Origin of the sequence: Hassallia byssoidea VB512170 (assembly GCF_000817785.2) — a bacterium.
GTDB lineage: Bacteria > Cyanobacteriota > Cyanobacteriia > Cyanobacteriales > Nostocaceae > Hassallia > Hassallia carrinoi.
This window is the reverse complement of the sequence record NZ_JTCM02000029.1, coordinates 37,703-62,451: the sequence shown is the minus strand read 5'-3', so window position 1 is coordinate 62,451 and position 24,749 is coordinate 37,703. Positions and strand designations below refer to the sequence as shown.

Sequence of the window (24,749 nt, the reverse complement as noted above, 5' to 3'; positions counted from 1 at the left end):
AATGATTTATATATAAGACTAAAGTCTTGTAGGGGCAATTCATGAATTGCCCCTACGTAAATTCAAGCTTTGACGACTTTATAAAGACACTCGTTGAAAACCTTGTGGCTTCTCCCAAGGGGAGACGCTACGCGAACAGCCCAAGGATGAAAACGGTTTAAGGTGTTTACGCCTTATTCACGTTTTGGTAAAATCAGGTTTAACAGGAACGGTAATCAACCTGTATAAAAACCTAAATGCCTAACGGCAGTCTGTACCTTCTCCCAAGGGGAGACGCTAACGCGAAGACAATTGAAGATTGATGGGTTCTATTCCATAGTTCTAGTTTCCTCCCAGGAATAGGTAAAATCTACCCTTCGGGAACGCTTCGCGAACATGGGAACTAGACGATCAGATTTTTAAACAAACAAATTTTGGAATCATCCAACTACCGCTCTTGCCTCGGAAAGTTAACGCTTGGGAGCCAGTGCGTTGCGGGGGTTCCCCCCGTTGTAGCACCTGGCGTGGAGAGAACCACCTCTGGTTTAGATACCGCAAGGGATTTAAACTAAGTGGACTCGTTTACCCTGTGAATCCCTGTACCTTTAGGTCAGGGAGTGTCAAATAGTTAAAAGCTCCCACAGTCAGCAAAGAATGTAGGAGCTAAAAATTTTAAGTTCACCGCGACGCCGTTTTACCTAAGTTTATGACCTGGGTTTATCCAGGTGGGAACCGAATTCCTCGTTTAAAGTTTCCGAGTCGTTGCTCGGTCTACTGCCACGAGAACAGTTGACTCCCTTTTCTTTAAAGGCATAGATCAAAAAACTTGATGGCAGTCACCAACGTCGTAGTGCAACTTCACCCATTATAACTATCAAAAAGATATTGTGTGTCTTATGTGGAAAATAAACCCTCACCCTAGAAGGGTGGACGGCAGTCGCTACAACGGGGGGAACCCCCGCAACGCGCTGCCTCGGCTATACATACAGAGCTTACCTTGTCCTAAGGGACACGCTACGCGAACGTGGGCTAAATAAAAAATAGGGTTTTTAGGCTGCGTAGGCAGCCTTCGTTCGTATAGCCATAGGCTAGAAGCCTATGGGTGTTATGGGTGTGGGGGTATTCGGATACCAGATAGATTCTATGCTGCGGGCGACATTCATCGCTTCATTTTGATTATCTAGCAAAACGGTGACGTGTCCTAATTTGCGCCCCAAACGCGATTCAGTTTTACCATACCAGTGCAGGTGCGCTTGGGGAATCTGCTGTAAGAGCGATCGCTTTTGTTCGTAATCGCTTTGAGAATTTTCATATCCCAAAAGGTTAACCATCACAGCACCAGCGCAACGCAAAGCGGGATTACCCAAAGTCAAACCACACACCGCTCTCAATTGCTGCTCAAATTGCGAGGTTTCGCAAGCATCAAGGGAAAAATGCCCGGAATTGTGCGTTCTTGGGGCAATTTCATTTACCAGCACTTTTCCGTCTGCGGTGAGAAATAGCTCAATCCCAAAAACGCCTACTACTTGCAGGCTATTTAATATAGTGTGAGCGATCGCTTCTATTTCTGCTGCTTGTTGAGGTGTAATCTGTGCCGGCGCAATTACCCGCCGACATACTTGTTCTTCTTGCTGAGTTTCCACCACCGGATAGGTTACAACCTCCCCATCGACTGAACGCGCTGCAATTATCGCTAGCTCTCGTTCAAAAGGAATAAATTCTTCTATCAAAAAAGCACTTTCTGTGATATTATAATCTAGCTTGGGCTTTAAACTCGCAAAATCCTTGATGATGAAAGTACCTTGACCGTCATAACCGTGACGACGGGATTTGAGAACTAAGGGAAAACCAAAAGATGCGATTTTTTCGTTGTCTTGAGGCTCGACAGCGAAAAATTCAGGGACAGGTAAACCCAAGTCGCGTAAATAGCAGCGTTGATGATATTTATCTAAAAGCGGAGCTAAAGCTTTTAAAGAGGGACGGAAGCAAACGCCTCGATCTGCCAGGATGGATAAACCGTCTAGGTTAACAAATTCGTTTTCAAAGGTGATGACATCGCATAAGCTTGCTAAAACAGCGGTGGCTGTGGCATCGTCAATTTTAGCTAAAACTGTATCAGATGCGATCGCGAAAGCCGGATCTTGTTTGTTAGGAGTTTGCACCACCAATTCTAATCCTAGCTTTTGTGCGGCATCTCCCATCATCCAGGCGAGTTGTCCACCACCAATTACACCAACACGCTTCAAAGTTGACATCCTAAAGAATCACGAGTTTCTACGCCAGTTTGAGAATTTACACCGCTGGCTTTTGCACATAGTTCTTTGATTTGCACTTTATCCAAAATCGCATCGCTGAAATCTGCACCTTTGATGTCTACATTAGTAAAGACAGCGCCAAGCAAAAGAGCTTCTGTTAAATTGGCATCGCTCAAATCAGCCCCTGTTAAGTTTACCTGATCGACGAGTGCATTGCTTAAATCTGCTTGATGCAGATTCGCTTGTGTCATCGTGCTTGCACTCATGACTGCCCCTCGCAAGTCAGCACCAGCAAAGTTAGTTAGTTCCATATTGGCGTTAGAAAATTCAGCTGCTTGCAAACTTTGCCCAGAAAAATCCCGTTTTGTCAATTGTGCATTGCTAAATGACAATGGATGAGTCCAGTCTGCAAGTGCTGGTGTTGCCCAGTTCAAGCAAAATACAATCATCAAGATAATTAACGCCAATTTTTGCGGCAAAAACATATTCGCTTGCTGGTTGTGTGTTCTCACGCGATGGTCAAAGAACCGCTGGGGGCGATCGCAACGCATCAAGTTTAGCTTACCGCAAGTCCCTGGACTTTTCTTCGTTAACTTCTAGCTGGCGATAAGTAACAGTTTGTTAAGGTTGATAGCGGCATCAAATACGGATGATAACAATAAGAGCGTTTGTTAAAGAAATATTGTTCATCTGCGGCACAATTAGACAAGCGAGTATCTTTGACACAGCAACTTGTTTTACCCCAATATTTTATTGTGTAAGTCTTACTAGCAAAGGGTTAGAGGTTTTCATAAACATTGGTAAGCACTCCCTGATTTCTTTACAATTCTTTATTTATAAATATCTTTGAAAAGCTTGTTATCCTTGATATCAACTGATTATATATTCTTTTCAATTGAAGCAACTACTCACCAAAGCTCAGAACCCCGGTAACTTGTGCGAAACCGGGGTTCTTGTTGTTCACGAATGATTTAGGATTGCTATATATATTCTTTTCAATTGAAGCAACTACTCACACTCATGTTTACAATTCTTCATGTTTAGCTGTTTGAGTAAAGTTTATTATCTTTTAACGCCAAGAGGCTATAAATTACTGTTAGTCTTGTAATTAAGAAAAGCATGGTTTGAGCGTTATATAAGAAATGTTTCACATGCTTAACAAAGCTTAACCATTAAAGGACAATCGTTAACTAATAGGGCGGTTGGTGGGCAGAGCAGAAATCAAGTAACTAATATTTAACTTCTACAGAAATTTCCACTCGTCCAAATTCCCGACTTTGATTATGAAACATTACTCAATTGAATGGATCGAAGAATGGTGCCAAGAAAATGGCTGGACAGATTTATTTGTTGAGCGACGTAACAATTACTGGGCTTTTCCGCCAATGGCAGTAATGCCGGAACCAATTCCTCCCAAAGTTTTGAACGTAATTAAAGCTCAAAAGGGATTAACTGCTGAGGAAAGATGGTTGTCGATTTCAGCAGTAGTGACAACAATTGCCGCTGTAGTTTCTAGCTATTTGTTAAAATGTCCAATGCCATTAGTTTTGGCTTTTGCTTTTGATGCGGTAACGATGGCTCAACTCGAAGTAGAAGATATTTAGGCTTTAAGTAGTAAGCAAAACTGAAAAGCGAAAAAGAGCGAAACAGTTATTCGCTCTTTTTTAATGCTAAAGGTAATAGATGAAAGTCCGTGAAATTATTAAACTAATAGAAGCAGATGGCTGGTATCTTGCTAGAACTAGGGTAAGTCATCGACAGTATAAGCATCCAACAAAAGCTGGTTTGGTAACAGTTCCAGGCAAATTATCTGATGATTTAGCGCTGGGGACGTTAAACAGTATTTTTAAACAAGCGCAACTAATAGAACAGAAAGAAAAAGAAGATATAGAAGGCAGTGAAGAGAAGGAAGAAGACTAATGCTTTATGCAGTTGTGATTGAAAAAGCTAAGAGTAATTATTCAGCTTACGTTCCCGATTTGCCGGGATGTGTGGCAACAGGTGCAACTATTGCAGAAACACAGCAACAAATACAAGAAGCGATCGCTTTTCATTTACAAAGTTTGCGCGAGGATAATTTACTTATTCCGGAACCAACAACTTTATGTGAATATGTGGAAGCATCATGAGGGTATTTTTACAGAAAGCCTCAAGGTTCACCACCCGTTTGCCAAAAGCATAATTGATTTGGAAATAAGTGATTCGACAAATAAAATGGGCGATACTGGATTTGAACCAGTGACCCCATCCGTGTGAAGGATGTGCGCTACCCCTGTGCTAATCGCCCAAGCAAGATTTTTGTTTTAACATATTTAGAGGGCAAATAGCAACTTTTAACAGGGGAAGCGACGGTAGTGAAAAAAGCTTCCCCTTACCTTAGTTGCTTTTAAAACCTGTCGTAGGGAGAAAATATAGTGTAGTAGAGCGAAGGATCAACCCGATCTGTGAAGCGAGAATAGAACTGGTGCATTCTAATCGGATCTGGTTCGTATTGCTCTTGTTGAGAATTTTCTGATGTTTCTGGCTTGCTGGCTAGGGCAGCATCAATCAAATCAACCAACTTCGACCATGCGACGGAAAAGGGATTTTGGAAAGAATTTGGAGGCAAGGATTTCTTTTCATTGCCAGATAATCTTGCTTTTTCTAAATCATGAACCAGCAAATCATTCGTATTCTTAGACATGTTTTTTCTCCTTTGAGATGTTGAGTTTGCGTGCAGTTTTTTGCATTTTGTGAGAAACTGTATTCTTCAGACATAGGAGTGTCCTGCGTCGTAGGGACAATTCATGAATTGTCCCTACACTTGTACCGTCAGGGCAACGCATAATTGTTTTCCACTCCGTTTGTCTTTGGGGAGATTCCCCAAAGCTAACTAAAATGCATTCTGATACAGATATAGAAATAAATCAAATCAGGTTATGCACTTTAAGGATAAAAATAGTAAAGATTTATGACATATGCAAAAACAAACGATAAAAACATCATCCTTTATGCATATATAACAATTTGTATAGCACAAGCTTCCCGACTTCTTCAAATCGGGAATCTGAACCTATCGACTATATCTTAGGCGATTAATAATTATTAATTTATAATTCATAATTAAAAAGGGTTTGTACCCGGTGCCTCGTCGGGCTTTCCTGTTACATCGGGGGTTTAAATCCCTCAAGTACATAATTATGAATTATAAATTATGAATTACGAATTTTTAATCGCCCTGCGGATAGTCCTCCCACAAAGCTGTAATTTCTCGCAGACTTTGGTGATTGCCATCGCCTAATATGAGATGATCTAACAAGGGAATGCCTAAAAACTGCGCTCCGGCTAATAATTGGCGTGTCAAGTCGATATCAGCCTGACTGGGTTCAACGTTACCAGAAGGATGATTGTGCGCGACTATCACCCGCGTTGCTCCATGACGAATAACTTCGCGAAAAATCTCGCGGGGAGGTGCTAAAGTTTCAGTGGCTGTACCGATGGTAATAACTTGCGTCCCCAGCAAACAATTCTTAACATCTAATAGCAGTACTGCAAAGCGTTCTTGAGTTTGCCACATTAAATCTTGACTCAAAGCTGCCGCTGCCGCAACTGGACTATCAATTGGTGTACGGTCTAAAGGGCGAGATTGAAAAGCTCGTTTACCTAGTTCAACTGCTGCTAAAATGGTAGTCGCCTTCGCAGGACCAATACCAGGTATTTGCATTAACTCAGCGGGGGTAACTTCTCGCAATACTGCTAAAGGGTCGCGATCGCATTTTGCCAATTCATGTAGAATATATTGCCCCAAACCGATCGCTGATAATTTTCCCTGTCCTTGACCAGTACCTAGTAAAATTGCGATTAACTCCGCTGTGGCTAAAATTTTCGCTCCATGTGTCATTAACCGTTCTCGCGGACGTTCACTGGTTGGTATATCGGCAACTCTGAGGCAGTAGGTCATATAGAGAATATACTGGAGATAGATGAACCTATCTCTAGTTATCTCTTGTTTGCTCTCCAAACCATTGTGATTTGACAAAATCTTTAATTTTAGTCAATTTTCTCTGGTTATCGAAATATTAGCTTCATAAAGAAGCTAAGATTAGTGGTGGATTTGGGTTGCTTTGAGCATATGGTAAGTAATCAGCAGCTGCGTGAGAGCAAGCGGGTAACTTTGGAGTGTTTCGTCGGTTGTACCGGCTATTTTACCTAACTCTGGATTGCTTTCGCGATCGCATATACTTTTTAGATGAGGCATATCAGAACAAATCAGCTGCTCTAATTTATTAACTTGTTCCAAAGTTGCATGACCGTCAACTTCTAAAACATCAACAGGTTTCCCCATATCTCGATCTAATCCCAAACGAATCGCTGAGTTAGAATTACCATTGCCAAATTTAATAATCTCAGTAAAATCCGGATGGGGAATTGTCGGACGCAGTACCAACCGCACATTCAAGTGTCCGTTTGCTTGGTCTTCATCTTCACTCGACGGATAAAAACTAACTACTATATCAGACCATTGCCGCTGGGGACGGATAAACTGTTCTGAATCTGGTTCGCGCTTATCTAATTCTGCCAGCACTTGTTCTTCAGTGTAGCCGCGCTTTTGCGTATCCCGCTTGACTTTCCACTCAGCGCGTAGCGATTCTGGAGGTGCTAAGTAAACTTTTACATCATAGCAATCTCTGGCGCCGCGAGTTGAATAACCTAGCAATCCCTCAATAATTACGAATTTTGCAGGCTTGATATATATTGGTGCTTCAAAGGTGCCGGTTGTGTGGCTGTAAATTGGCTTGAGGATTGGCTGTCCTATCCGCAGTTGAGACAGGTGATGCTGCATTATATCAAGATAGTTGCAGTCAGGGTGTAAAGCTGTAATACCGATTTCAGCTCGTTGCGTGCGATCGTAACGGTGGTAATCATCTGTGCAGATGATCGTCACATTCTCGGTTCCTAGTACCTGAGCAATTCCTTTAGTCAGTGTTGTCTTACCTGCTGCACTATCACCAACGATGCCAAGAATTATTGGACGGCTCATCATACCCCCAAAGTCATAAATGTTTTGTATGTTATTTTACTTATTTTAGAAAGTAATCATATCTAATTTCAGATAAAAATGTCTCTTAACAATCAAAATACTCACGTACTTCTGACGAAATTACATACAATCAATGCTTTTTTGCCATACGCAATTACTTTGTATCGATTTATAAACGGTTTGTTACTAAATTTAATTTTGTAATAATAAAGGTAGATGCAAGATTCTTACATCTACCTTTATAATGATTTGCCTGATACTCAGAAACCCGGTTTCTCTAAGAAACCGGGTTTCTAATCTTGGAGAAACCGGGTTTCTAAATTTAGCGCGGACAAGAAGGTAAAGACTTGTTAGCGTAATTACAATCGAAATAATCTAGAGCATCACGACTAGATTCAAAACTATGGGTAATATATGAAGGTGCGCTATTTGTAGATGAATCGCGATTCCAGATTTTTAAGAAATATTCGGTGTTATCAGTGCTACGCCAAAGTTGATATTTATAATCGCCACCACCACCATTACTAATTAATGAATCAGCCATTGCTATACTTGATGTAGTTAGCATTGTGGCTGTAGTTAAAAGTAAAAAAATACTCTTTTTAAATAACATTTTTTTGATTCCTAAAGATTACATTACTTTTATATCCTTAAGAAACAGTTAAAAAAGTAAGTTAAATTAAATAAATCATCAATATATGATGAATGTAAAAGTCTACTTTTGAGAAAAACTAAGAGTTGTTACGGAAGTTATTACAGTTTTTCTGTAAAGCTACGTAATAAGATGAGTACTAAAGTCCTCACTACGAATGAAATAACATATCGTAGTAAGGACTGAAGTCCTTTCTAATAAGATGAGTACTAAAGTCCTCACTACGAATGAAATAACATATCGTAGTAAGGACTGAAGTTCTTTCTAATAAGATGAGTACTAAAGTCCTCACTACGAATGAAAGAAGATATTATTGCAGAATGACGAACTGCATTGGTTCTAAATCAAGTTTGACGCATAATGATGGATTACTTGAATCGGGATGCTTTTGTACAGTAACGCTTTCTTGTTGACCGTAAAGAAACTTCATTGTGTCGCCACTTTTGTGGATGCTATTGTCTACAATTACGAAATCTTGTCTTCGTTCAGTGGTAGATGTATTGTAAGCAATTAAAATCTCTTCATCAGCAAGAATGCGAGAAAAAGCTAAAGTGCAAGGTTGATTTTGAGGTAAGCCAAAATCACGCCCATTACCAGAAATTTCCCGGAAGTACATGCGACCAAAGCGCAGTGGTTCTCTTGTTTGAAATAGTTGGGCTATTTTGGCGATTTCTTGGTAAATATTGCAGTTTGGATTGAGATAGCTTTGTTTTGAATCCTCAAGGTTAAACATCGCTTCTCGGATAAACTCATCTCCATTTCCTTTACCGGAAAATCCTTGCTCAGTACCATAATAAATGCAAGGTGTCCCCATCGCACACAGCAAATAGGCAATACCTGCAATTACTTGCTTATCTGGGGAATCTGCGGCAAATCTCCGCTTATAATCTTGTCCTATCTGGTCGTGATTATCAACAAATGTGACTAAATAACGTCCCAATTCACCGCGAGTTAATGCATGACCTCTCAAGGCATCATAACGATTAATTAAACCGCTGGGAGAAGTCATTCCTTTGATTGCACTTGGTAAAGTCCAGTAAAGGGGAAAATCTAATACTGATGTAAGTCCAAAATAAACGGTTTTACTATCAACTTGGGTTGGGGTATTTGGACCGGTGTAACGGTTAATCGCATCATCATGTCCGACTAATTCACCATACAAGAAAAACCAGCGTTTACCCAAGCGGTAAGCATATTCGCGAATTTCTGAACAAAAGCGAGAAACTGCGACTTCACCCATGTGTTTGACAGCATCCATGCGAAAGCCATCAATATCAGCTTCGCGCATCCAGTAACAATGAGCTTTAATAAGAACATCCTGAAGTTTCAGACCATCGGCATCGTCTTCATTATTAAAGCCTTTTAGTGAAAAGAAATCGCCATGCTGAGTTTCTGGATAACCATCCCAATTTTTAATTTGACCTCGGCGATGATAATAGTTAGGGTTTCTTAATTCGCTGGGGATTGGTCGGTCTTCTCGTCTCCATTCGCCAAAAGGAAATTGTTGATCGTTGGAATAATAGTAGGGAAAATCACCTGGATAAGACCAATTATCGCCTGAATGATTGACTACTACATCGAGAAATACTCGCATCTTTCGAGAATGGGCTGCTTCTACTAAGTCGATGAGGTCTTGTTTGGTGCCAAAACGAGGGTCAATATCAAGATAGTTTTGAATTGAGTAGCCGTGGTATTTATCTGGGTCGTTGTTGTTTTCAAAGATTGGGCTTAACCACAAAGCTGTGCAACCTAAATTTTTGATGTAATCTAAGTTGTTCTCAATACCTTTGATGGTACCACCGCAGAATTTCTTTAGTTGTTCTTGAGTACCAGCGCCGGTGGATCTTGCAGGTGTGTTTACTGGTGTGCGGTTTTTGTCGTCGTGAAAGCGATCGACCATCATGAAGTAGATAAACTCTTCTCGCCATTCGCGATCGCAGTTCCAATATCTTTTTCCTGGAATCGGCTTCAGGTCAATTTCAGCTATTGAAGTTGGGCTAGTCATGCAAAATTCTCTTCCCTTATGATTGTACAATGGCTCTACAAAACTAATGCAGCAGTTCTAGGTTCTTATAGGCTGGTTGTAGTTTAGGTTATGCAGTTTCGTGCCGTGAAATTCTCTAAAGTGTAAGGAAAGCGATCGCATTCATCATGGGAAAACAAACTCTCGGACTGGAACAATATATTTATGACTACTTGCAGTCGATATCTCTGCGAGAACCAGAAATTTTACGGCAACTACGTCACGAAACAGACCAGCAGCCACTTTCACAAATGCAAATTTCTCCCGAACAGGGACAGTTGATGGCGTTGTTGGTGCAGTTGATGGGTGCAAAGAAAACTTTAGAAGTAGGCGTATTTACGGGGTACAGTTCGCTGATAGTTGCATTGGCGTTACCACCATCTGGTAAAGTTGTCGCCTGTGATGTCAGTGAAGAATATACAGCGATCGCTCGCCGTTATTGGCAGCAAGCAGGTGTGGCTGATAAAATTGACTTGCACATCGCTCCGGCAATGGATACTTTAGATCGATTGCTGGCAAATGGTGAAGCGGAAACCTTTGATTTTGCTTTCATCGATGCCGACAAAAGCAGCTATGACGGCTATTATGAACGAGCATTACAATTAGTGCGTCCGGGTGGATTGATAGCGATCGATAATGTACTATGGTCAGGGCGCGTCGCCGATCGCGAAGTGCAAGACAACAGAACCAAGACGATTCGCGCCTTCAATCAAAAGCTACATCAAGACTCCCGAATTACTCTTAGCCTTGTGCCGATCGCTGATGGTTTGACTTTGGCGTTAAAGCTTCCTCAGCCTTCTTCTTAGCTAATTCTAACTGGCGTTGCTTCTGCTGCATTCGTAATCTTTTATCCTCAGTAAGGCTATCAAAACAGTATGAGCAAGAAATGCCTAATTCATATTTTGGCGAAGCTTTATCTGACTCAGAAATTGGATGTCCGCAACTAACACACTTTTCGTAAGTTCCTTCCTCCAAGTTGTGACGGACGGCAACTCGTTCATCAAAGACAAAACATTCCCCTGACCACAAGCTTTCTTCGGTGGGAACTTCTTCTAAATACTTGAGAATGCCACCCTTGAGATGATATACTTGCTCAAAGCCTTGAGCAAGCAAGAAAGAAGAAGCTTTTTCGCAACGAATTCCCCCAGTACAAAATAGTGCCACCTTTTTGTGTTTCGAGGGGTCGAGGTGCTTTTGAACATAATCGGGAAATTGCCGGAATGTTTCAGTTTGCGGATTTTGCGCTCTTTGGAATGTACCGATATCTACTTCATAATCGTTGCGAGTATCAATCACGGTGACTTCTGGATCGCTAATTAGGTCATTCCAATCCTGAGGACTGATATAAGTGCCGACTTGCTGATTTGGGTCAACTTCTGGCAAACCCAAAGTGACAATTTCTGACTTTAAGCGCACTTTCATTCGCTCAAATGGCGGTGTGTCAGTATAAGATTCTTTATGTTCTAAGTCTGCCAAACGAGGATCGGAACGCAGAAAGGACAAAACTGAGTCAACCCTGTCACGCAAACCCGCAATTGTACCGTTAATGCCTTCTTTTGCTAGCAAAATCGTTCCCTTAACTTCTTGTGCTTGACAGTAAGACAGCAGAATGCTTTGTTTTTCAGCAAAATCTGGCAAGCTGACAAATTTATAGAATGTTACAACTAATATCATTTCTTTGTTTGTCCCCCTTTCGGAAAAAAACAATATATGTTAAACTCACGATAGCAGTTTGATTTAGTTGCTTTTTTAATTTTCTGGGGGTTTAGCTCAGTTGGTAGAGCGCCTGCTTTGCAAGCAGGATGTCAGCGGTTCGAGTCCGCTAACCTCCATTATTCAACATATAGAATGTTATAAGTAATTCTTTGTTTGTCCCCCTTTCGGAAAAAAACAATATATGTTAAAATGACGAAAGTAGTTTGATTTGGTTGCTTTTTTAATTTTCTGGGGGTTTAGCTCAGTTGGTAGAGCGCCTGCTTTGCAAGCAGGATGTCAGCGGTTCGAGTCCGCTAACCTCCATTAAAGGTATATTAAACTCTTATTCTTTGCGCCTTTGCGTTTTTGCGTGAGGTAATTCATATAGAGTTTTTGCGTAAGTCCTAAGTATGTTGAAAGACTACTGATAGGTTATTTGCTGGCATTTGGTAAGTATTTATCAAGTTAAGGTTTTGCGCTTTTGCTGCTGCTACAACGTCATCTAAGTCACGTACACCCCAGTTTGGGTTTTGTGCGCGTAAAGAACTGTCAAAAGCTGCATTACTTGGTGAGGTATGTTCTCCGTTTTGTTTGAAGGGACCATATAAATAAAGGATGCCGCCCGGTGGTAAAATGCGATCGCTAAGAGCCATTAATCCCAAGCACGCTCCCCAAGCAGAAATGTGAATCATATTGATGTTGACTATAGCTGTAATTGGCGTGGTATCTGGTAAAGTCCAAACTGACGCACTAGCATCAAAATCGAAAGGTGGATAAAGATTATCAGATGGTGAATGTGCAATCCAGGCAGCAATACTAGCTAGCGATCGCGGATTAGGATCTGTTGGCAGCCATTTACGAGGTTTGAGGTGTGGAGCAAAATATACAGCATGTTCCCCAGTACCGCTGGCTATTTCCAAGATAGTGCCACTTGCGGGTAGAACTTGTAAAAGTATTTCTAGGATAACTTCGCGGTTGCGTTGAGTTGCTGGTGCGAATTGTCGTGCATCTTGTGGTGTATTCATCTATGAGTGCGATCGCTATTATTCCATTATCTCATCTGTGGCGGGTGAACCTGGATAAAAGCGATGCCGAGTACGGCAACGCTTCGCGAACGCTTAATATATCCTCTTGCGTGTACGGACAATCTTGGGGAAATGTTTTCATAGGTAGATTTGTTTCTCCAGAAGCGAGTACAATTGCCTTGATATAAGCTTTCTGAAGAACTTCTTGCAGGTAAGGTTTGAGACTAGGATTTTCTGCAAGTAATTCCAACGTATCTATACGTTGTATGCGAATCGTATTTAACCAACTACGACTTCGTTTTTCGGGTTGATATTCCCATTTTAGTAAATGTGCAATTAAGATACTCCAACGATTTCGCAGTTCAACACGTTGCTGTTTACCCAAAGATTCAATTTCCAAGGGTTAAATTGGACAAGTCAAGCTGATTCCATTGCTGATGACGAAGCAGGTTAGCTTGTTTTTGAGTCCAAGCGTAGAAGTCGGTTTCATAAAGTTGCATTACTTTTTCTTGCTGTTTGTGGAGTCTGCATAGTGGAGTGATAACAGCTGACGAACGAAAATCAACACATGCGTTGCCAAAATCAAATAATCATACAAAAAAAGCATCGAGTCACACTTGATGCTTTTTATAATTTAACCAAAATTAAAAATGGGCAGTACCAGACTCGAACTGATGACATCCTGCTTGTAAGGCAGGCGCTCTACCAACTGAGCTAACCGCCCGTTTTGACTCACATTTATAAAGTATAGCAAAGTCTTCCAAATCGCGCTACTATTTTTGAGAAATATTTTGCCGATCGCTTAATCCAAAATCCAAAATCTAAAATCCAAAATCCCTATGCCCTCTGGACGGACGCACGATCGCATTACTTTATGGGCTTTACCTTTTGTTGTGGCGATCGCCTTCTGGCAAACTCGCAACGGCAATCTAACTCTGTTGGTTGCTGGTGGGTTTATGTTCGGTGGGTTAATGTTTGGTCCCGATTTAGATATTTACTCGCGTCAATTTCAGCGCTGGGGTTGGTTGCGCTGGATTTGGCTACCTTATCAAAAACGTTTGCGGCATCGTTCTTTTTTCTCTCACGGTCCGATAATCGGGACAACGCTGCGGGTGCTTTATCTAACGACTTTGCTGTTTATCTTGTCAATTTTCGGTTTGATAGTTGGTGCAAAGCTGGGAAATATAACTTTAAATTGGCAAGATATAAGTGAAAATGTCGGGCGATCGCTCTCTTCTTACTCTACCGAATTCCTAGCACTATTTTTGGGGTTAGAACTCGGTGCTATGAGTCATTCTCTCAGCGATTGGGGCGGTTCGGCTTACAAGCGTTATCAAAAGCAAGGCGTTCAAGGTTTGCTGCCGCGTGCGAAAATGAAGAAACGTAAACCGAGTGGGGGGAGAAAGGGGACAGGGGGGACAAGGGGGACAAGGGGGACAAGGAAGACAAGGGGGACTAGGGGAAAATGACTAATGATACTTTGGCGGCGTTACAAGAGTTAATTGATGTGGTGGCGAAATTGCGATCGCCTGATGGTGGTTGTCCGTGGGATTTGGCGCAAACTCCGCAAACGCTGACACCATATGTGATTGAAGAAGCTTATGAGGTGGTAGACGCAATTAAAAGTGGGGATAAGGATGCGATCGCCGAAGAACTCGGAGATTTACTTTTACAGGTAGTACTGCAAGCGCAAATCGCCAGCGAATATCAACAATTTTCCCTGAAAGAAGTCGCTCAAGGCATTTCCCAAAAGTTGATTCGTCGTCATCCACATGTATTTGGTAATGTGTCGGTGGAAAGCGTTGATGAGGTGCGGCAAAATTGGGAACAAATCAAAGCTGAAGAAAAAGGCGAAACATCTTCAGATAATAAAAAACTTAGTGCTAAACTCAGTCGTTATGCTAAGACTCTTCCCCCAATGATAGCGGCAATGAAGATTTCCCAAAAAGCGGCTGCGGCTGGGTTTGAGTGGGAAAATATTGAGGGAGTCTGGGCAAAGTTTCATGAGGAGTTGGCGGAATTTGAACAAGCTTTAGAACAGGAAACACCAGCAGAACAACAAGCGGAATTAGGTGATTTACTATTTTCGATTATTCAACTTGCGCGATGGTATAATCTTGACCCGTCAGAAGCTTTGCAAGGTACAAATCAGCGATTTATTCAACGGTTACAAAAAATGGAGGCGTTTGCTAACCGCCCCCTTTCCGATTACACTTTGGATGAGTTAGAAACACTTTGGCAACAAGCTAAAGCTAAACTTGCACAAGAGTCATAATTACAATTTCACCGTGACGGTTTTGATTTCGGTGTAATGCTCTAAACAATACTCACCGAGTTCACGACCCATTCCGGATTGCTTAAATCCGCCAAAGGGTGCGGCAGCGTCAAAGACATGGTAGCAATTCACCCAAACAGTACCGGCGCGGACGTTATTAGCGATCGCCAAAGCCTTGGTAATGTCCTTTGTCCACACCCCGGCAGCCAGACCGTACATTGTGGTGTTAGCTAAATGAATTACCTCGTCGATGTCCTTGAACTTAATAATGCTCATCACTGGACCGAAGATTTCTTCTTGGGCAATCTTCATGTCGTTGCGAACATCTGCAAAAACAGTCGGCTGAATGAAGTAACCGCGATCGCCAACTTGATTACCACCACATAACATCTGGGCACCTTCTCGCATACCCGACTCAATGTAGCTCATCACCTTGTCGAACTGGTCTTTATCTACCTGCGGTCCTTGCTGAGTATTACTATCAAAGGGGTTGCCAACGACACGTTGCTTGGCTCTTTCTACACTCTTAGCGACAAACTCGTCGTAACATTTTTCTTCCACAAACAGCCGCGAACCCGCATTGCAACACTGACCTTGGTTGAAGAATAAAGCGTTGTGGGCACCTTGAATCGCTTCATCCATATCAGCATCGGCAAAGACGATATTCGGACTCTTACCACCAAGTTCTAGAGTTACCCGTTTGAGGTTGCTCTTAGCAGCAGCCTCCATTATCAAGTGTCCTACTTCAGTAGAACCAGTAAATGCTACTTTGTCAATATCCATATGGTGGGAAATTGCCGCTCCTGCTGTTGGTCCATATCCTGATAAAATATTGACCACACCAGGGGGAAAACCAGCTTCGATAATTAACTCACCTACTCGCAACGCAGACAACGGTGTTTGTTCGGCTGTTTTCATCACCACAGTATTGCCCGTTGCCAAAGCAGGTCCGAGTTTCCACGCTTGCATCAGTAGCGGGAAATTCCAAGGGATAATCTGACCAACCACACCCACCGGCTCATGACGTGTGTAGCAGAAGTACGGACCATTAATTGGGATGGTCTTACCTTGCACCTTGTCAGCCCAGCCTGCATAATAGCGGTAACAAGCGATGACCAGCCGTAAGTCAGCATTTAAAGAATCACTCAGCGGTTTGCCGTTGTCGAGAGTTTCCAACCGTGCCAACTCGTCGATATTCTGCTCAATTAAATCAGCCAGCTTGTAAAGTAACTCTCCGCGACGGGTGGCGGACATTTTTGACCATTCCCCAGTGGTGAAAGCATTACGAGCTGCTTGCACTGCCTTATCTACATCCGGTGCATCTGCTTCTGCAACTTCGCAGATAGTCTCGCCGGTAGCCGGGTTAATCGTTTCAAATCGGCGATCGCTAACACTATTCACCCACTCATTGTTAATCAGCAGTTGCGTGGGACCAATTTTGACCTGTTTTTCTGGTACGCTAGCTATAACCATCAGGTTCTCCTTAAGCTTTGATAAAAAAAGTTGCTTAAATCTATTAATTATGTTTGTTCATATACAGCACCCGATCGTAATTTCTTTATGTAATTTTTCGATTTGATTTACATAAAAATATATAAAAAAACTTTAACTGTAGTAAGGGCTTCAGCCCTTCTTTTTTAATCTTTACATGATGCTACAACAATCGTGCCGCTGCCTCATAAAGCTTTTGGTTACAGTTAGTAATAATTGGGCTACCATGAGCAACACAAATTACGTGTAAGTCAGACGTATTGGCGGCTAATTCTTCAAGCCATTGACGATAGGCTTGGCGATCGCTCATAAAAAACCGCTTACCTAACTCGGTAATTCCGAAGAACCCACCGGTTCCTATCCACTGAAGGACAAGCTTACCTTTGGGTGCGTACTGCTGAAGATAGGATTCTGTCAAGTTAAACAAGATGTCTGTAAACACCAACGCTTTGCCCGGTGATAATGGTAGTTCGTAAACAAGCTCTTGCGGACGAATTCCGGCAGGTTGATGGCAGACAATTCCATAGTTAGGTAGAACTTCTTCGGCAAGTCCATCAACTGACACAACCTCTTCAACATATGGCAATGCTGCGGATGGACAAACAACCAAGAGTTTCGGGTAACGCTGTTTATACACAGTTGCATCCAAGCGATGAATTCGATTAGGCACAACCATGATTTTCGGAGTTCCGAGAGATTCGAGAGTTGTCATTGTCTCGGAGTCTAAAGCGATCGCGCTATGAATCAGCAAGTCACCATCTGCAAGCTTAAAGATCGTCATTTCCCGTGGTGGAAGCATCGGATTAGGCATCGTGCCTGTTACATGCCATAGATTCGGGGCTAAACTTTCAATATTACTATGCGGCAATACATAAGATTGCCAATTCTCAACAGATTTTTGACGATGTTTGACTATAGAGTTTAAGTAATAAAACACTTCAGTAGGAGAGCCTTTCCTTCTCGGCTCCATAGGTGTACCTCATCCTGCTTTTGCGAAGAGAGTATTGCATGGATTATAAACAAGATTTACGCAAGAATTTTATCCGGTTTAACCCACACAATAAAAGGAGGCAGTACCCGCACCCGCTACTCACTACCTCCTTTGTAATTACAGCTTGGATAAATTAGAAATGCTCTGACAGCAAGCTAAAATTTAGCTATCTGCCGGTCATAAACAATGTAATGACCACTCCTAGGATAATCGATCCGCTACCCAGGATGAACGACCAAAAGCGATGGTAACTGTTAACAAGAGTGCCGCTTTCACTATTGAGTTGACTCAAATCCATCCACGGTGCGACACCTCGACGGAACCAGCCTACAGCGCCAACTGATTCGCCAATCAAGCTTTCAACTCGTTTCATTCCAAACAGAAAGTTACCAATCGGACCAAAACGCGAAGCATAATGCAAATAAAGCATTCCGCTACGGTCTTGAATTTTCAAGTCAGAACCAAATTTATAACCGGAATCGCCACGACCAATTAGCGTACCTTGCAGTTTCGCAGGTCTTCCACGCAACGGACTAGCATAAGGGTCTGACATCAAAGTGAGAACGTCAGTTTCTGGCGCTTGGCTGTAGCTGGGGAACATGATGAAGGCTTTGATTACCACTCCTACACCTAAACCGATGAGTGGTAAACCCAGCATCAAACCTGGATTTTGTGAACTTGATAAAAGAATAGCACCAATAATTAAGCCGACGACAAACCCAATCGTTTCAGCACCGTACAGGATAACATCTAAGAAGAAGCTGCCGTAAAGCTTACTTTTATTCAGAGTTTTGCCTTCACCAATAACTCGCCCCATGTCGAATTCAGTTGCTAAACCAAGCTGTTCTGCATATGTGCTTAATGCACGAACTCGTTTTCCTGTCAAGGGGTGAGTGGAATTTAACTCCATCCACCAGCCCCACGGATTAAACATATCCCACAGAAAGACGCGACCGATTTTTTGCGGATCGGAAGCAATGCGGTAAGCGGTTCCGGTAGACGCTGCCGCTTTGGGATCGTAAATACCCAAGGCACGAGTACCTTCAATTAAACGGCTGGGTTCTTTTGCCCTAGAACCTTCTTCTAAAATGCCGTAGGCTATTTTCACTAAAGCGCGGGAAAGTCCGTTGGGGTTGCCGGTGGTTTCTGCGGCAAAGTGGTCAGCAAAGTATTCTCGTGTGCGGGAGAGGTACAGTACTAAGTATGTACCGACGATATAAAACACATAGGCAGCTAGGGCAGCTGCTTGTGCCGCATCTTTGACTTTGCTATCACCGCCGCCACGTCCAAGGCTTCTGGCTGTGATGTAAATCAGATAGCAAATTTGCACTAAGGTGGAAGCTACTGTCATTACCGCAAAGTCCCAGTGGACGATGTGTCCTAATTCGTGGGCGTAGACGGTAGCAATTTCATCATCATCTAGGTAAGTGAAAAGTCCGTGACTGACGACTAAGCGGGCACTGTTGGGTAATGAGCCGTAAGTAAAAGCCGTGGGGTTTTCGTCGTCAATGATTCCCAAACGAGGAATTTTTAATTTTTTCTGCTGACAAACGCGACGAATTACTCTAGCTGTTTCTGGACTGAGATTTTCAACTTCTGTTATGTCTACCCAACGAGTATGGTAGAGCCAACTTTGGGTTAAGTCCATCAAAAAGGGAGACAGAAAGAAGGCAGCGAGGTTGAAAATAAGAGTGATAGCTAAAGCGATCGCTAATCCATTTATCGGTGCATCGCTATTGACAATAAATACCAGGGCTAAACCTAAAACGAACACCATGCCAAACAGCAAGGTGAGGGTGACACCAGATGCTAGTGCTAAACTACCACCAACACCCTTCATGGCTAACTTAACACCAGCTGTCGCAGCGCGTTCGCGAAGCGTGCCGTACTCGGCATCGCTTTTTTCAATTTTGCGAGATGGCGTTTTTGCAGGTTGATGTAAAGTAGGGTAAACTTTTTCTGCCCAGGTGCGTACCTCTGAATTATCGCTGTTAATTAACCGCTGACACAGTTCGCAAGCTTTTTCAATTTTTCCTGTGGCTTGATACGCTTTCAGCAGCCACATCTGCGCGTTTAAATAGCCGAGAGAAGTTTCATCAAAATTATTTCGACTGAATTCTTCTAGTAACTCGATAGCTTCTTGATAACGTCCTTGTTTAAAGGCATCTAATCCAGATTGCAGTGACATAATATCTCCCTTTGGGAGGAGTGGTATTTATCTATCAATACTCAATAGATACAGCGATCGCCACCGCAATTACGGAAAAGTTTTTCGATACATATATTAATATGTGTTTTCACTACTTCTATAAAGTTTCTTTAATTTTTCTCAGTGAATCGCGCAAGCAAGGGAGGGGGAGAAGGGGAGAGGGGGAGAGAGGGGGAGGGGGGGATGGGGAGAAAGAATTGTCCCCCTGCCCCCTGCCCCCCTGCCCCCCTGCCCTTATTAGTGGGGAATTTTGCTTAACTCGAACCAAGTGCGGTCTTCGACAATGCCATCATGAGGCAACTCAGTACGTTCTTGCAGCTTTTTCACTGCACGTTCTAGCTTAGAACCAAATTCACCGTCAATAGCACCGTTATAATCTTTGCTAGACTTGAGAATATTCTGAACGGTTTCCACTAAGTCGCCTTTGCTGCCTTTCTTCAAAATTGGCATATCGACTGGCGCACCTTTAAACAATGCCCGCCAAGTATTATCGGCTACAATACCATCTTCTTTGAGAAATACGCGATGTTGAAAGGCTATGACACCTTTTTTGGTCAGAGGACCAAATGCACCATCAATCGCACCCGTGTAAGTATTGTATTTTTTGAGAAGTTCTTGCAGTTCTTCGACTGCATCACCTGTAGAACCTTCTTTCAGTACAGGTTTGTCGAGTTTAGCAGAGACATCATCGGTAGATTGCATTATATTTTCTCCAAAGAAAGTGAATGTTTCCGGAAAATCGAAAGTTTGAAAAGCGTATCAGGTACAAGCGAACGACGGCTCATACCAAAACCTTGCTCTATATTCTTAATAGGATAAGTCAAGTCAAATTATGCAATTATAGGATTAATTTAGAAATCAATAATTGCGAAACGCTTTGATAGTAAGGAAAAATCATAGTTATGTCAGATTTATTTTTAGCGGCAAACCTCATAAATTTCGCTGACGATTGTAGAGACGTTCCGGCGGAACGTCTCTACGGATTGGTGTAGTCTAATAAAAGTGAAACTGCTGTATGCACATGATTATTTCTCAAGATGCTTCCTGCGATCTGATTTCCATTGCTCAAAAAACCCGACTTGCTGCGAGTAAATTGGCAGTTCTCTCTAGTGAAGTGAAAAATCAAGCGATTGACGCGATCGCTATCGCTTTAGAATCGGCGAAAGATGAAATTTTACAAGCGAATATTACAGATTGTGAAGCGGCGGCGGAAAAAATTGCCAAACCGCTTTACAAGCGCTTGCAGTTAGATGAACATAAGTTAAGAGATGCGATCGCTGGAGTCCGAGATGTCGGTAAACTACTTGATCCAGTCGGTGCAGTGCAGATTCACCGCGAAATTGATACTAACTTAATTCTCAAGCGAATTACTTGTCCTTTAGGCGTTTTGGGCGTTATTTTTGAAGCACGTCCGGAAGCGGCAATTCAAATTGCTTCTTTAGCTATTAAGTCGGGCAATGGTGTTATTCTCAAAGGTGGAAAAGAAGCGATTCGTTCTTGCGAAGCGATAGTCAAAGCAATTAAACAAGGTTTATCTCAAACTGCTGTTAACCCCGATGCGGTGCAGTTGTTGACAACAAGAGAAGAAACTTTAGAACTTTTGAAGTTAGATAAATATGTAGATTTAATTATTCCTAGAGGTTCTAATTCTTTTGTCCGATTTGTGCAGGAAAATACCCGCATTCCTGTATTAGGTCACGCTGATGGAATTTGTCATCTTTATGTAGATAAAGCCGCTGATATTGCCAAAGCTGTAACGATTACAATTGATTCTAAAACTCAATACCCGGCTGCTTGCAATGCGATTGAAACTTTGTTAGTTCACTCTTCAATTGCTGCAACATTTTTACCAAAAGTAGCTGATGCTTTGCAAAAAGCTAATGTGGAATTAAGAGGAGAGAAACGCAGCCGCGAAATTTTGCCTAATATTGTAGCTGCAACAGAAGAAGACTGGGAAACTGAATACAGCGATTTGATTTTGTCAATTAAGATTGTGGATTCTTTAGAAGAGGCGATCGCACATATTAATGATTATGGTTCTCGTCATACGGAAGCGATCGTCACTGAAGATGTTGAAGCATCTGAAACTTTCTTAGCGCTGGTGAATGCAGCTGGAGTCTACCACAACTGTTCTACCCGCTTTGCTGATGGTTTCCGCTACGGTTTCGGTGCAGAAGTAGGAATTAGTACTCAACAAATGCCGCCACGCGGTCCTGTCGGTTTAGAAGGTTTGGTAACATACAAGTATCAAATGATTGGCGATGGTCAGGTTGTAAGTACTTACACTGGGAATAATGCTAAGTCTTTTACTCATAGAGATTTGAAATAATTAGTTTAAATGTAGGGTGCGTTACTTCGTTAACGCACCCTACTAAATTATACTAATGCTTTTAATAACGCTTGAAGTTTAAGTTGAATTTCTGCTAGTTCTTTGTCGGGATCGGAACCTGCGACGATACCTGCACCTGCGTAAAGTCTAGCGCGATCGCCATCAATCAATGCCGAACGAATTCCGACAATAAACTCACAGTTTCCGTCAGAATCTACCCAACCCAAGGGCGCCGCATATAAACCTCTCTCAAAGCTTTCGTGACGAAGAATTTCTGCACAGGCAATATCTCTGGCTGCACCGGCAACGGCTGGTGTAGGATGCAATTGAGCGACTATTTTTAACGGGTGTACGTTAGCGGGAACTATAGCGCTGATTGGTGTCCATAAATGCTGAATGTTAGATAATTGTCGCAGACGCGGTGATAACATTTGCGGTAACAAACCTAGCTCAGATAGCCGTTGAGTGATAAAATCAATTACTAACGAATGTTCGTGCCTTTCTTTTTCACTATTTAGCAGGCGATCGGCGTTTGCTGCATCTTCGGTTGGTGTTTTTCCTCTGGGTGCAGAACCTGCCAAAGCATCAGTAATTAACTGTTTTTTGTGAATGCTAATTAACCGTTCTGGACTTGCCCCAATAAAGTTTTGTCCCTTACCATTACTTGTAGAAAATACATAACAATTAGGATGTAATTGTCGAAGATTGTTTAAAGATTGAACTAAATTAAATTCATGACTTGATTTTACATCTAACACATCTGCTAAAACAACTTTGCTCAAGTGATTAGCGCGGATTTTTGACAAAGCAGATAAAACTGAAAGTTTAAATTTCTCCGGGTTGGGTAGAGTTTTTTTACTGTATTTACGTCGAGAATAATCAATATTTATCGTATTTGCTTCTAAAGATTGAATTTTCTCTACTTGTTCACAAAGGTTATGTAATAATTTGTGAATATTTACGCTCTTGTTAATGATTGTATTTGCAACTAATATACAGCGTTCATTTTTCACAGCTACTTGCCAACGGGGTAAAAAAATGGTAGCCGCAGGAAATGGATAATCAAGTTGGGCATTTTTCTCAAAAAAACTGAAGCAACAAAAAAAGTGAGCGCGAGAAAAAGGTAAATTTGTACTACCGAAATTAATTATATTTTTGAGACAATCTTTGATAAAATTTTCAGCTATAATAAAACGCTCTTTGTCAGCAATTTCTAATTTGGCGACAGCATCAATGGCAGCGATCGCTTCTTTTTTGCCTCTGTTCTCAAAGTAAAAATTTATTTCATTTGCTTGATTAAGTTGTTCAAGTACTATCAAAGGATCAACATAGTCAATCTCCACCGAAATACTGACAATCTGCCGACAATGATTTTGACGGCAATTCTCCTGAACCGCTAACAGAAATTCGTATAGCTCTTTATTATATACAAAGAAGTTGGCGCGACATGGTGAAACTGTCATGGATCTAAATTAAGTAAACTTTTTTGAAGTTATCTTCCTAAAGTGCAATAATTCGTGGTCGTATTTTTACAGGTAACATATTCAGCCGCTGTTTAACCAGCGTAGTGACTAGGTGCAAATCACGGTGTTGCAATACCCTTTTAGGTCATGACTAGTTTAAGGCGAATCAGCCACAGAAAAAATGGCGATCGTTGCACATCTGATTTTTGTTCTGGTATAAGATCGAAACCATAATTGCTGACACAAGATGACTACACTGATTTCATATCCCAACAAAAAGTTATGGATGGCGGCAATTAAACCGCCAATGTACAGCGTTGCTATTATGCCTATCTGGGTAGGAACTGCTGTAGCTTTTGCGGAAACCAGGATTTTTCATGGAGCAGTTTTTTCTACTTTTTTAGCATCTGCAATTTTAATTTTGGCGTGGGAAAATCTCAGTAATGATGTTTTTGATTCCGAGACGGGGATTGATAAAAATAAACATCATTCTTTGGTAAATTTAACTGCCAATAAAGCATTAATATTTGGGTTGGGAAATTCTTGTTTGGGATTAGGTTTACTGGGGATACTAGCAATAGCTTGGTGGCAGCAAGACCTAACTGTGATTGGGATAATTTTGTTGTGCTGTGCCTTGGGCTACATGTACCAAGGACCTCCCTTTCGTTTAGGATACCAGGGCTTAGGGGAAATTCTTTGCTTTTTCGCCTTTGGTCCATTAGCAGTGACGGCAGCATACTACAGTCAAACCCAAAGCTGGAACATGACAAGTTTAGCAGCTTCGGTGTTCGTGGGGATTGCCACGAGTTTAATTTTATTTTGTTCGCACTTTCACCAAGTTAAGGATGACATAGCTGCCGGCAAGCGATCGCCTATCGTCCGTCTCGGTACCGCTAGAGGTGCGAAGGTTTTAACCTGGTTCACGGCAAGTATTTATCCCCTCAACTTGCTGTTTGTACTATTGGGGATATTCCCCGTATGGACATTGCTGAGTTGGGTGAGTTTACCCTTTGCCTTCAAACTATGCAACCACGTTTTGCAAAATCATAACCAGCCAGAAAAAGTCAGCAACTGTAAATTCATCGCTGTTGCCGTGCATTTTTGGAGTTGCTTGCTGTTCGGTTTGGGTTTTATGCTGTCAGGAGGTTAGTGGATAGTGGATGGTGGATAGTGGGGCATGGGGCATGGGGATTTTAAAGAGGGGGAAAGGGTAAAGGGAAAAGGTAAAAGGCGTAGAAATAAAGAGTTATTTAAATCACTCCTGGGATATTTTTCTGACCCTTTCCCCTTTCCCCTTTCCCCTTTTCCCTTTTCCCCTCTTTCTTGCCCATTGCCCATTGCC

The 24,749-nt window shown here is 42.0% G+C and carries 24 protein-coding genes, 4 tRNA genes and 1 other RNA gene; 10 read left to right on the top strand and 19 right to left on the bottom strand.

The window, feature by feature from the left end; all coding sequences use genetic code 11:
* Positions 1–653: 653 nt before the first annotated feature.
* The 3 genes from ssrS to PI95_RS15085 form a co-directional block, all read right to left on the bottom strand.
* Positions 654–836: non-coding RNA, 6S RNA (gene ssrS / locus PI95_RS15095), on the bottom strand.
* Positions 837–1,067: 231 nt separating this feature from the next.
* On the bottom strand, positions 1,068–2,225 hold the full coding sequence (locus tag PI95_RS15090; RefSeq protein ID WP_039743971.1) for a 5-(carboxyamino)imidazole ribonucleotide synthase: 1,158 nt from the start codon (positions 2,223–2,225) through the stop codon (positions 1,068–1,070).
* Positions 2,222–2,683: a pentapeptide repeat-containing protein gene (locus PI95_RS15085; protein WP_373695706.1), complete on the bottom strand. Its 462-nt coding sequence runs from the start codon at positions 2,681–2,683 to the stop codon at positions 2,222–2,224. The genes PI95_RS15090 and PI95_RS15085 overlap by 4 nt, the downstream gene beginning before the upstream one ends.
* An 834-nt stretch (positions 2,684–3,517) precedes the next feature.
* Between PI95_RS15085 and PI95_RS15080 the strand changes: the two genes are divergently transcribed.
* The 3 genes from PI95_RS15080 to PI95_RS15070 all read left to right on the top strand — a co-directional run bounded on the left by PI95_RS15080 (position 3,518) and on the right by PI95_RS15070 (position 4,363).
* Entirely contained in the window at positions 3,518–3,838 is a 321-nt protein-coding gene (locus PI95_RS15080) for a slr1957 family protein (RefSeq protein WP_039742659.1), read from the top strand.
* A gap of 79 nt (positions 3,839–3,917) precedes the next feature.
* A complete protein-coding gene (locus tag PI95_RS15075) occupies positions 3,918–4,154 on the top strand; it encodes a type II toxin-antitoxin system HicA family toxin (RefSeq protein ID WP_039742657.1) in 237 nt (78 codons plus the stop codon).
* Positions 4,154–4,363, top strand: a complete 210-nt coding sequence (locus tag PI95_RS15070; protein ID WP_039742653.1) for a type II toxin-antitoxin system HicB family antitoxin — start codon at positions 4,154–4,156, stop codon at positions 4,361–4,363. Before PI95_RS15075 ends, PI95_RS15070 begins: the two co-directional genes overlap by 1 nt.
* An 86-nt stretch (positions 4,364–4,449) precedes the next feature.
* On the opposite strand, the gene PI95_RS15065 is transcribed toward PI95_RS15070, so the two are convergent.
* The 6 genes from PI95_RS15065 to PI95_RS15040 all read right to left on the bottom strand — a co-directional run bounded on the left by PI95_RS15065 (position 4,450) and on the right by PI95_RS15040 (position 9,911).
* Positions 4,450–4,521, bottom strand: a tRNA-Val gene (locus PI95_RS15065).
* Between the two features lie 99 nt (positions 4,522–4,620).
* A complete protein-coding gene (locus PI95_RS15060; RefSeq protein ID WP_039742651.1) occupies positions 4,621–4,917 on the bottom strand; it encodes a hypothetical protein in 297 nt (98 codons plus the stop codon).
* Positions 4,918–5,442: 525 nt separating this feature from the next.
* Complete coding sequence (gene radC / locus PI95_RS15055; RefSeq protein WP_039742647.1) at positions 5,443–6,174, bottom strand: RadC family protein; 732 nt, start codon at positions 6,172–6,174, stop codon at positions 5,443–5,445.
* 141 nt (positions 6,175–6,315) lie between these two features.
* Positions 6,316–7,254: a phosphoribulokinase gene (locus PI95_RS15050; RefSeq protein WP_039742644.1), complete on the bottom strand. Its 939-nt coding sequence runs from the start codon at positions 7,252–7,254 to the stop codon at positions 6,316–6,318.
* A 322-nt stretch (positions 7,255–7,576) separates the two neighbouring features.
* On the bottom strand, positions 7,577–7,867 hold the full coding sequence (locus tag PI95_RS15045) for a hypothetical protein (protein WP_039742643.1): 291 nt from the start codon (positions 7,865–7,867) through the stop codon (positions 7,577–7,579).
* 349 nt (positions 7,868–8,216) lie between these two features.
* Positions 8,217–9,911, bottom strand: coding sequence for an alpha-amylase family glycosyl hydrolase (locus PI95_RS15040; protein WP_039742640.1), 1,695 nt, complete (start codon positions 9,909–9,911; stop codon positions 8,217–8,219).
* Positions 9,912–10,057: 146 nt separating this feature from the next.
* Between PI95_RS15040 and PI95_RS15035 the strand changes: the two genes are divergently transcribed.
* Complete coding sequence (locus tag PI95_RS15035) at positions 10,058–10,735, top strand: class I SAM-dependent methyltransferase (RefSeq protein WP_039742637.1); 678 nt, start codon at positions 10,058–10,060, stop codon at positions 10,733–10,735.
* Here the strand turns inward: PI95_RS15035 and trhO are convergent.
* Positions 10,671–11,603, bottom strand: a complete 933-nt coding sequence (gene trhO, locus PI95_RS15030) for an oxygen-dependent tRNA uridine(34) hydroxylase TrhO (protein ID WP_039742636.1) — start codon at positions 11,601–11,603, stop codon at positions 10,671–10,673. The genes PI95_RS15035 and trhO overlap by 65 nt on opposite strands.
* 85 nt (positions 11,604–11,688) lie before the next feature.
* Between trhO and PI95_RS15025 the strand changes: the two genes are divergently transcribed.
* Positions 11,689–11,761: transfer RNA gene (locus PI95_RS15025), tRNA-Ala, on the top strand.
* Between the two features lie 114 nt (positions 11,762–11,875).
* Positions 11,876–11,948, top strand: a tRNA-Ala gene (locus PI95_RS15020).
* Positions 11,949–12,028: 80 nt separating this feature from the next.
* On the opposite strand, the gene PI95_RS15015 is transcribed toward PI95_RS15020, so the two are convergent.
* From PI95_RS15015 to PI95_RS15005, 4 genes are all read right to left on the bottom strand, one after another.
* Positions 12,029–12,649: a DUF938 domain-containing protein gene (locus tag PI95_RS15015; RefSeq protein ID WP_039742634.1), complete on the bottom strand. Its 621-nt coding sequence runs from the start codon at positions 12,647–12,649 to the stop codon at positions 12,029–12,031.
* A 31-nt stretch (positions 12,650–12,680) separates the two neighbouring features.
* On the bottom strand, positions 12,681–13,049 hold the full coding sequence (locus PI95_RS15010) for a DUF29 domain-containing protein (protein ID WP_336507222.1): 369 nt from the start codon (positions 13,047–13,049) through the stop codon (positions 12,681–12,683).
* Positions 13,039–13,149: a DUF29 family protein gene (locus tag PI95_RS37160; RefSeq protein ID WP_336507221.1), complete on the bottom strand. Its 111-nt coding sequence runs from the start codon at positions 13,147–13,149 to the stop codon at positions 13,039–13,041. The genes PI95_RS15010 and PI95_RS37160 overlap by 11 nt, the downstream gene beginning before the upstream one ends.
* A gap of 151 nt (positions 13,150–13,300) precedes the next feature.
* Positions 13,301–13,373 (bottom strand) — tRNA-Val (locus PI95_RS15005).
* Between the two features lie 115 nt (positions 13,374–13,488).
* Here PI95_RS15005 and PI95_RS15000 point away from each other — a divergent pair.
* Both PI95_RS15000 and mazG read left to right on the top strand, forming a co-directional pair.
* Positions 13,489–14,118, top strand: a complete 630-nt coding sequence (locus PI95_RS15000) for a metal-binding protein (protein ID WP_039742631.1) — start codon at positions 13,489–13,491, stop codon at positions 14,116–14,118.
* Positions 14,115–14,924: a nucleoside triphosphate pyrophosphohydrolase gene (gene mazG / locus PI95_RS14995; RefSeq protein ID WP_039742629.1), complete on the top strand. Its 810-nt coding sequence runs from the start codon at positions 14,115–14,117 to the stop codon at positions 14,922–14,924. The genes PI95_RS15000 and mazG overlap by 4 nt, the downstream gene beginning before the upstream one ends.
* Here the strand turns inward: mazG and PI95_RS14990 are convergent, their stop codons facing one another.
* The 4 genes from PI95_RS14990 to PI95_RS14975 all read right to left on the bottom strand — a co-directional run bounded on the left by PI95_RS14990 (position 14,925) and on the right by PI95_RS14975 (position 20,317).
* Positions 14,925–16,397, bottom strand: coding sequence for an aldehyde dehydrogenase family protein (locus PI95_RS14990; protein WP_039742627.1), 1,473 nt, complete (start codon positions 16,395–16,397; stop codon positions 14,925–14,927).
* A gap of 181 nt (positions 16,398–16,578) precedes the next feature.
* A complete protein-coding gene (locus tag PI95_RS14985; RefSeq protein WP_052324868.1) occupies positions 16,579–17,385 on the bottom strand; it encodes a hypothetical protein in 807 nt (268 codons plus the stop codon).
* A 187-nt stretch (positions 17,386–17,572) separates the two neighbouring features.
* On the bottom strand, positions 17,573–19,594 hold the full coding sequence (locus PI95_RS14980; RefSeq protein ID WP_039742625.1) for a M48 family metalloprotease: 2,022 nt from the start codon (positions 19,592–19,594) through the stop codon (positions 17,573–17,575).
* Between the two features lie 258 nt (positions 19,595–19,852).
* Positions 19,853–20,317, bottom strand: a complete 465-nt coding sequence (locus PI95_RS14975) for a peptidoglycan-binding domain-containing protein (protein ID WP_039742623.1) — start codon at positions 20,315–20,317, stop codon at positions 19,853–19,855.
* Positions 20,318–20,636: 319 nt separating this feature from the next.
* On the opposite strand from PI95_RS14975, the gene PI95_RS14970 reads away from it, so the two are divergent.
* Positions 20,637–21,944: a glutamate-5-semialdehyde dehydrogenase gene (locus PI95_RS14970; RefSeq protein ID WP_039742621.1), complete on the top strand. Its 1,308-nt coding sequence runs from the start codon at positions 20,637–20,639 to the stop codon at positions 21,942–21,944.
* A gap of 47 nt (positions 21,945–21,991) precedes the next feature.
* Here the strand turns inward: PI95_RS14970 and PI95_RS14965 are convergent, their stop codons facing one another.
* The gene (locus PI95_RS14965; protein WP_039742619.1) at positions 21,992–23,407 is read right to left on the bottom strand and encodes an isochorismate synthase; all 1,416 of its coding nucleotides are present in this window, start codon (positions 23,405–23,407) and stop codon (positions 21,992–21,994) included.
* Between the two features lie 247 nt (positions 23,408–23,654).
* Between PI95_RS14965 and menA the strand changes: the two genes are divergently transcribed.
* Entirely contained in the window at positions 23,655–24,557 is a 903-nt protein-coding gene (menA, locus tag PI95_RS14960; protein WP_039742617.1) for a 2-carboxy-1,4-naphthoquinone phytyltransferase, read from the top strand.
* Positions 24,558–24,749: the final 192 nt, after the last annotated feature.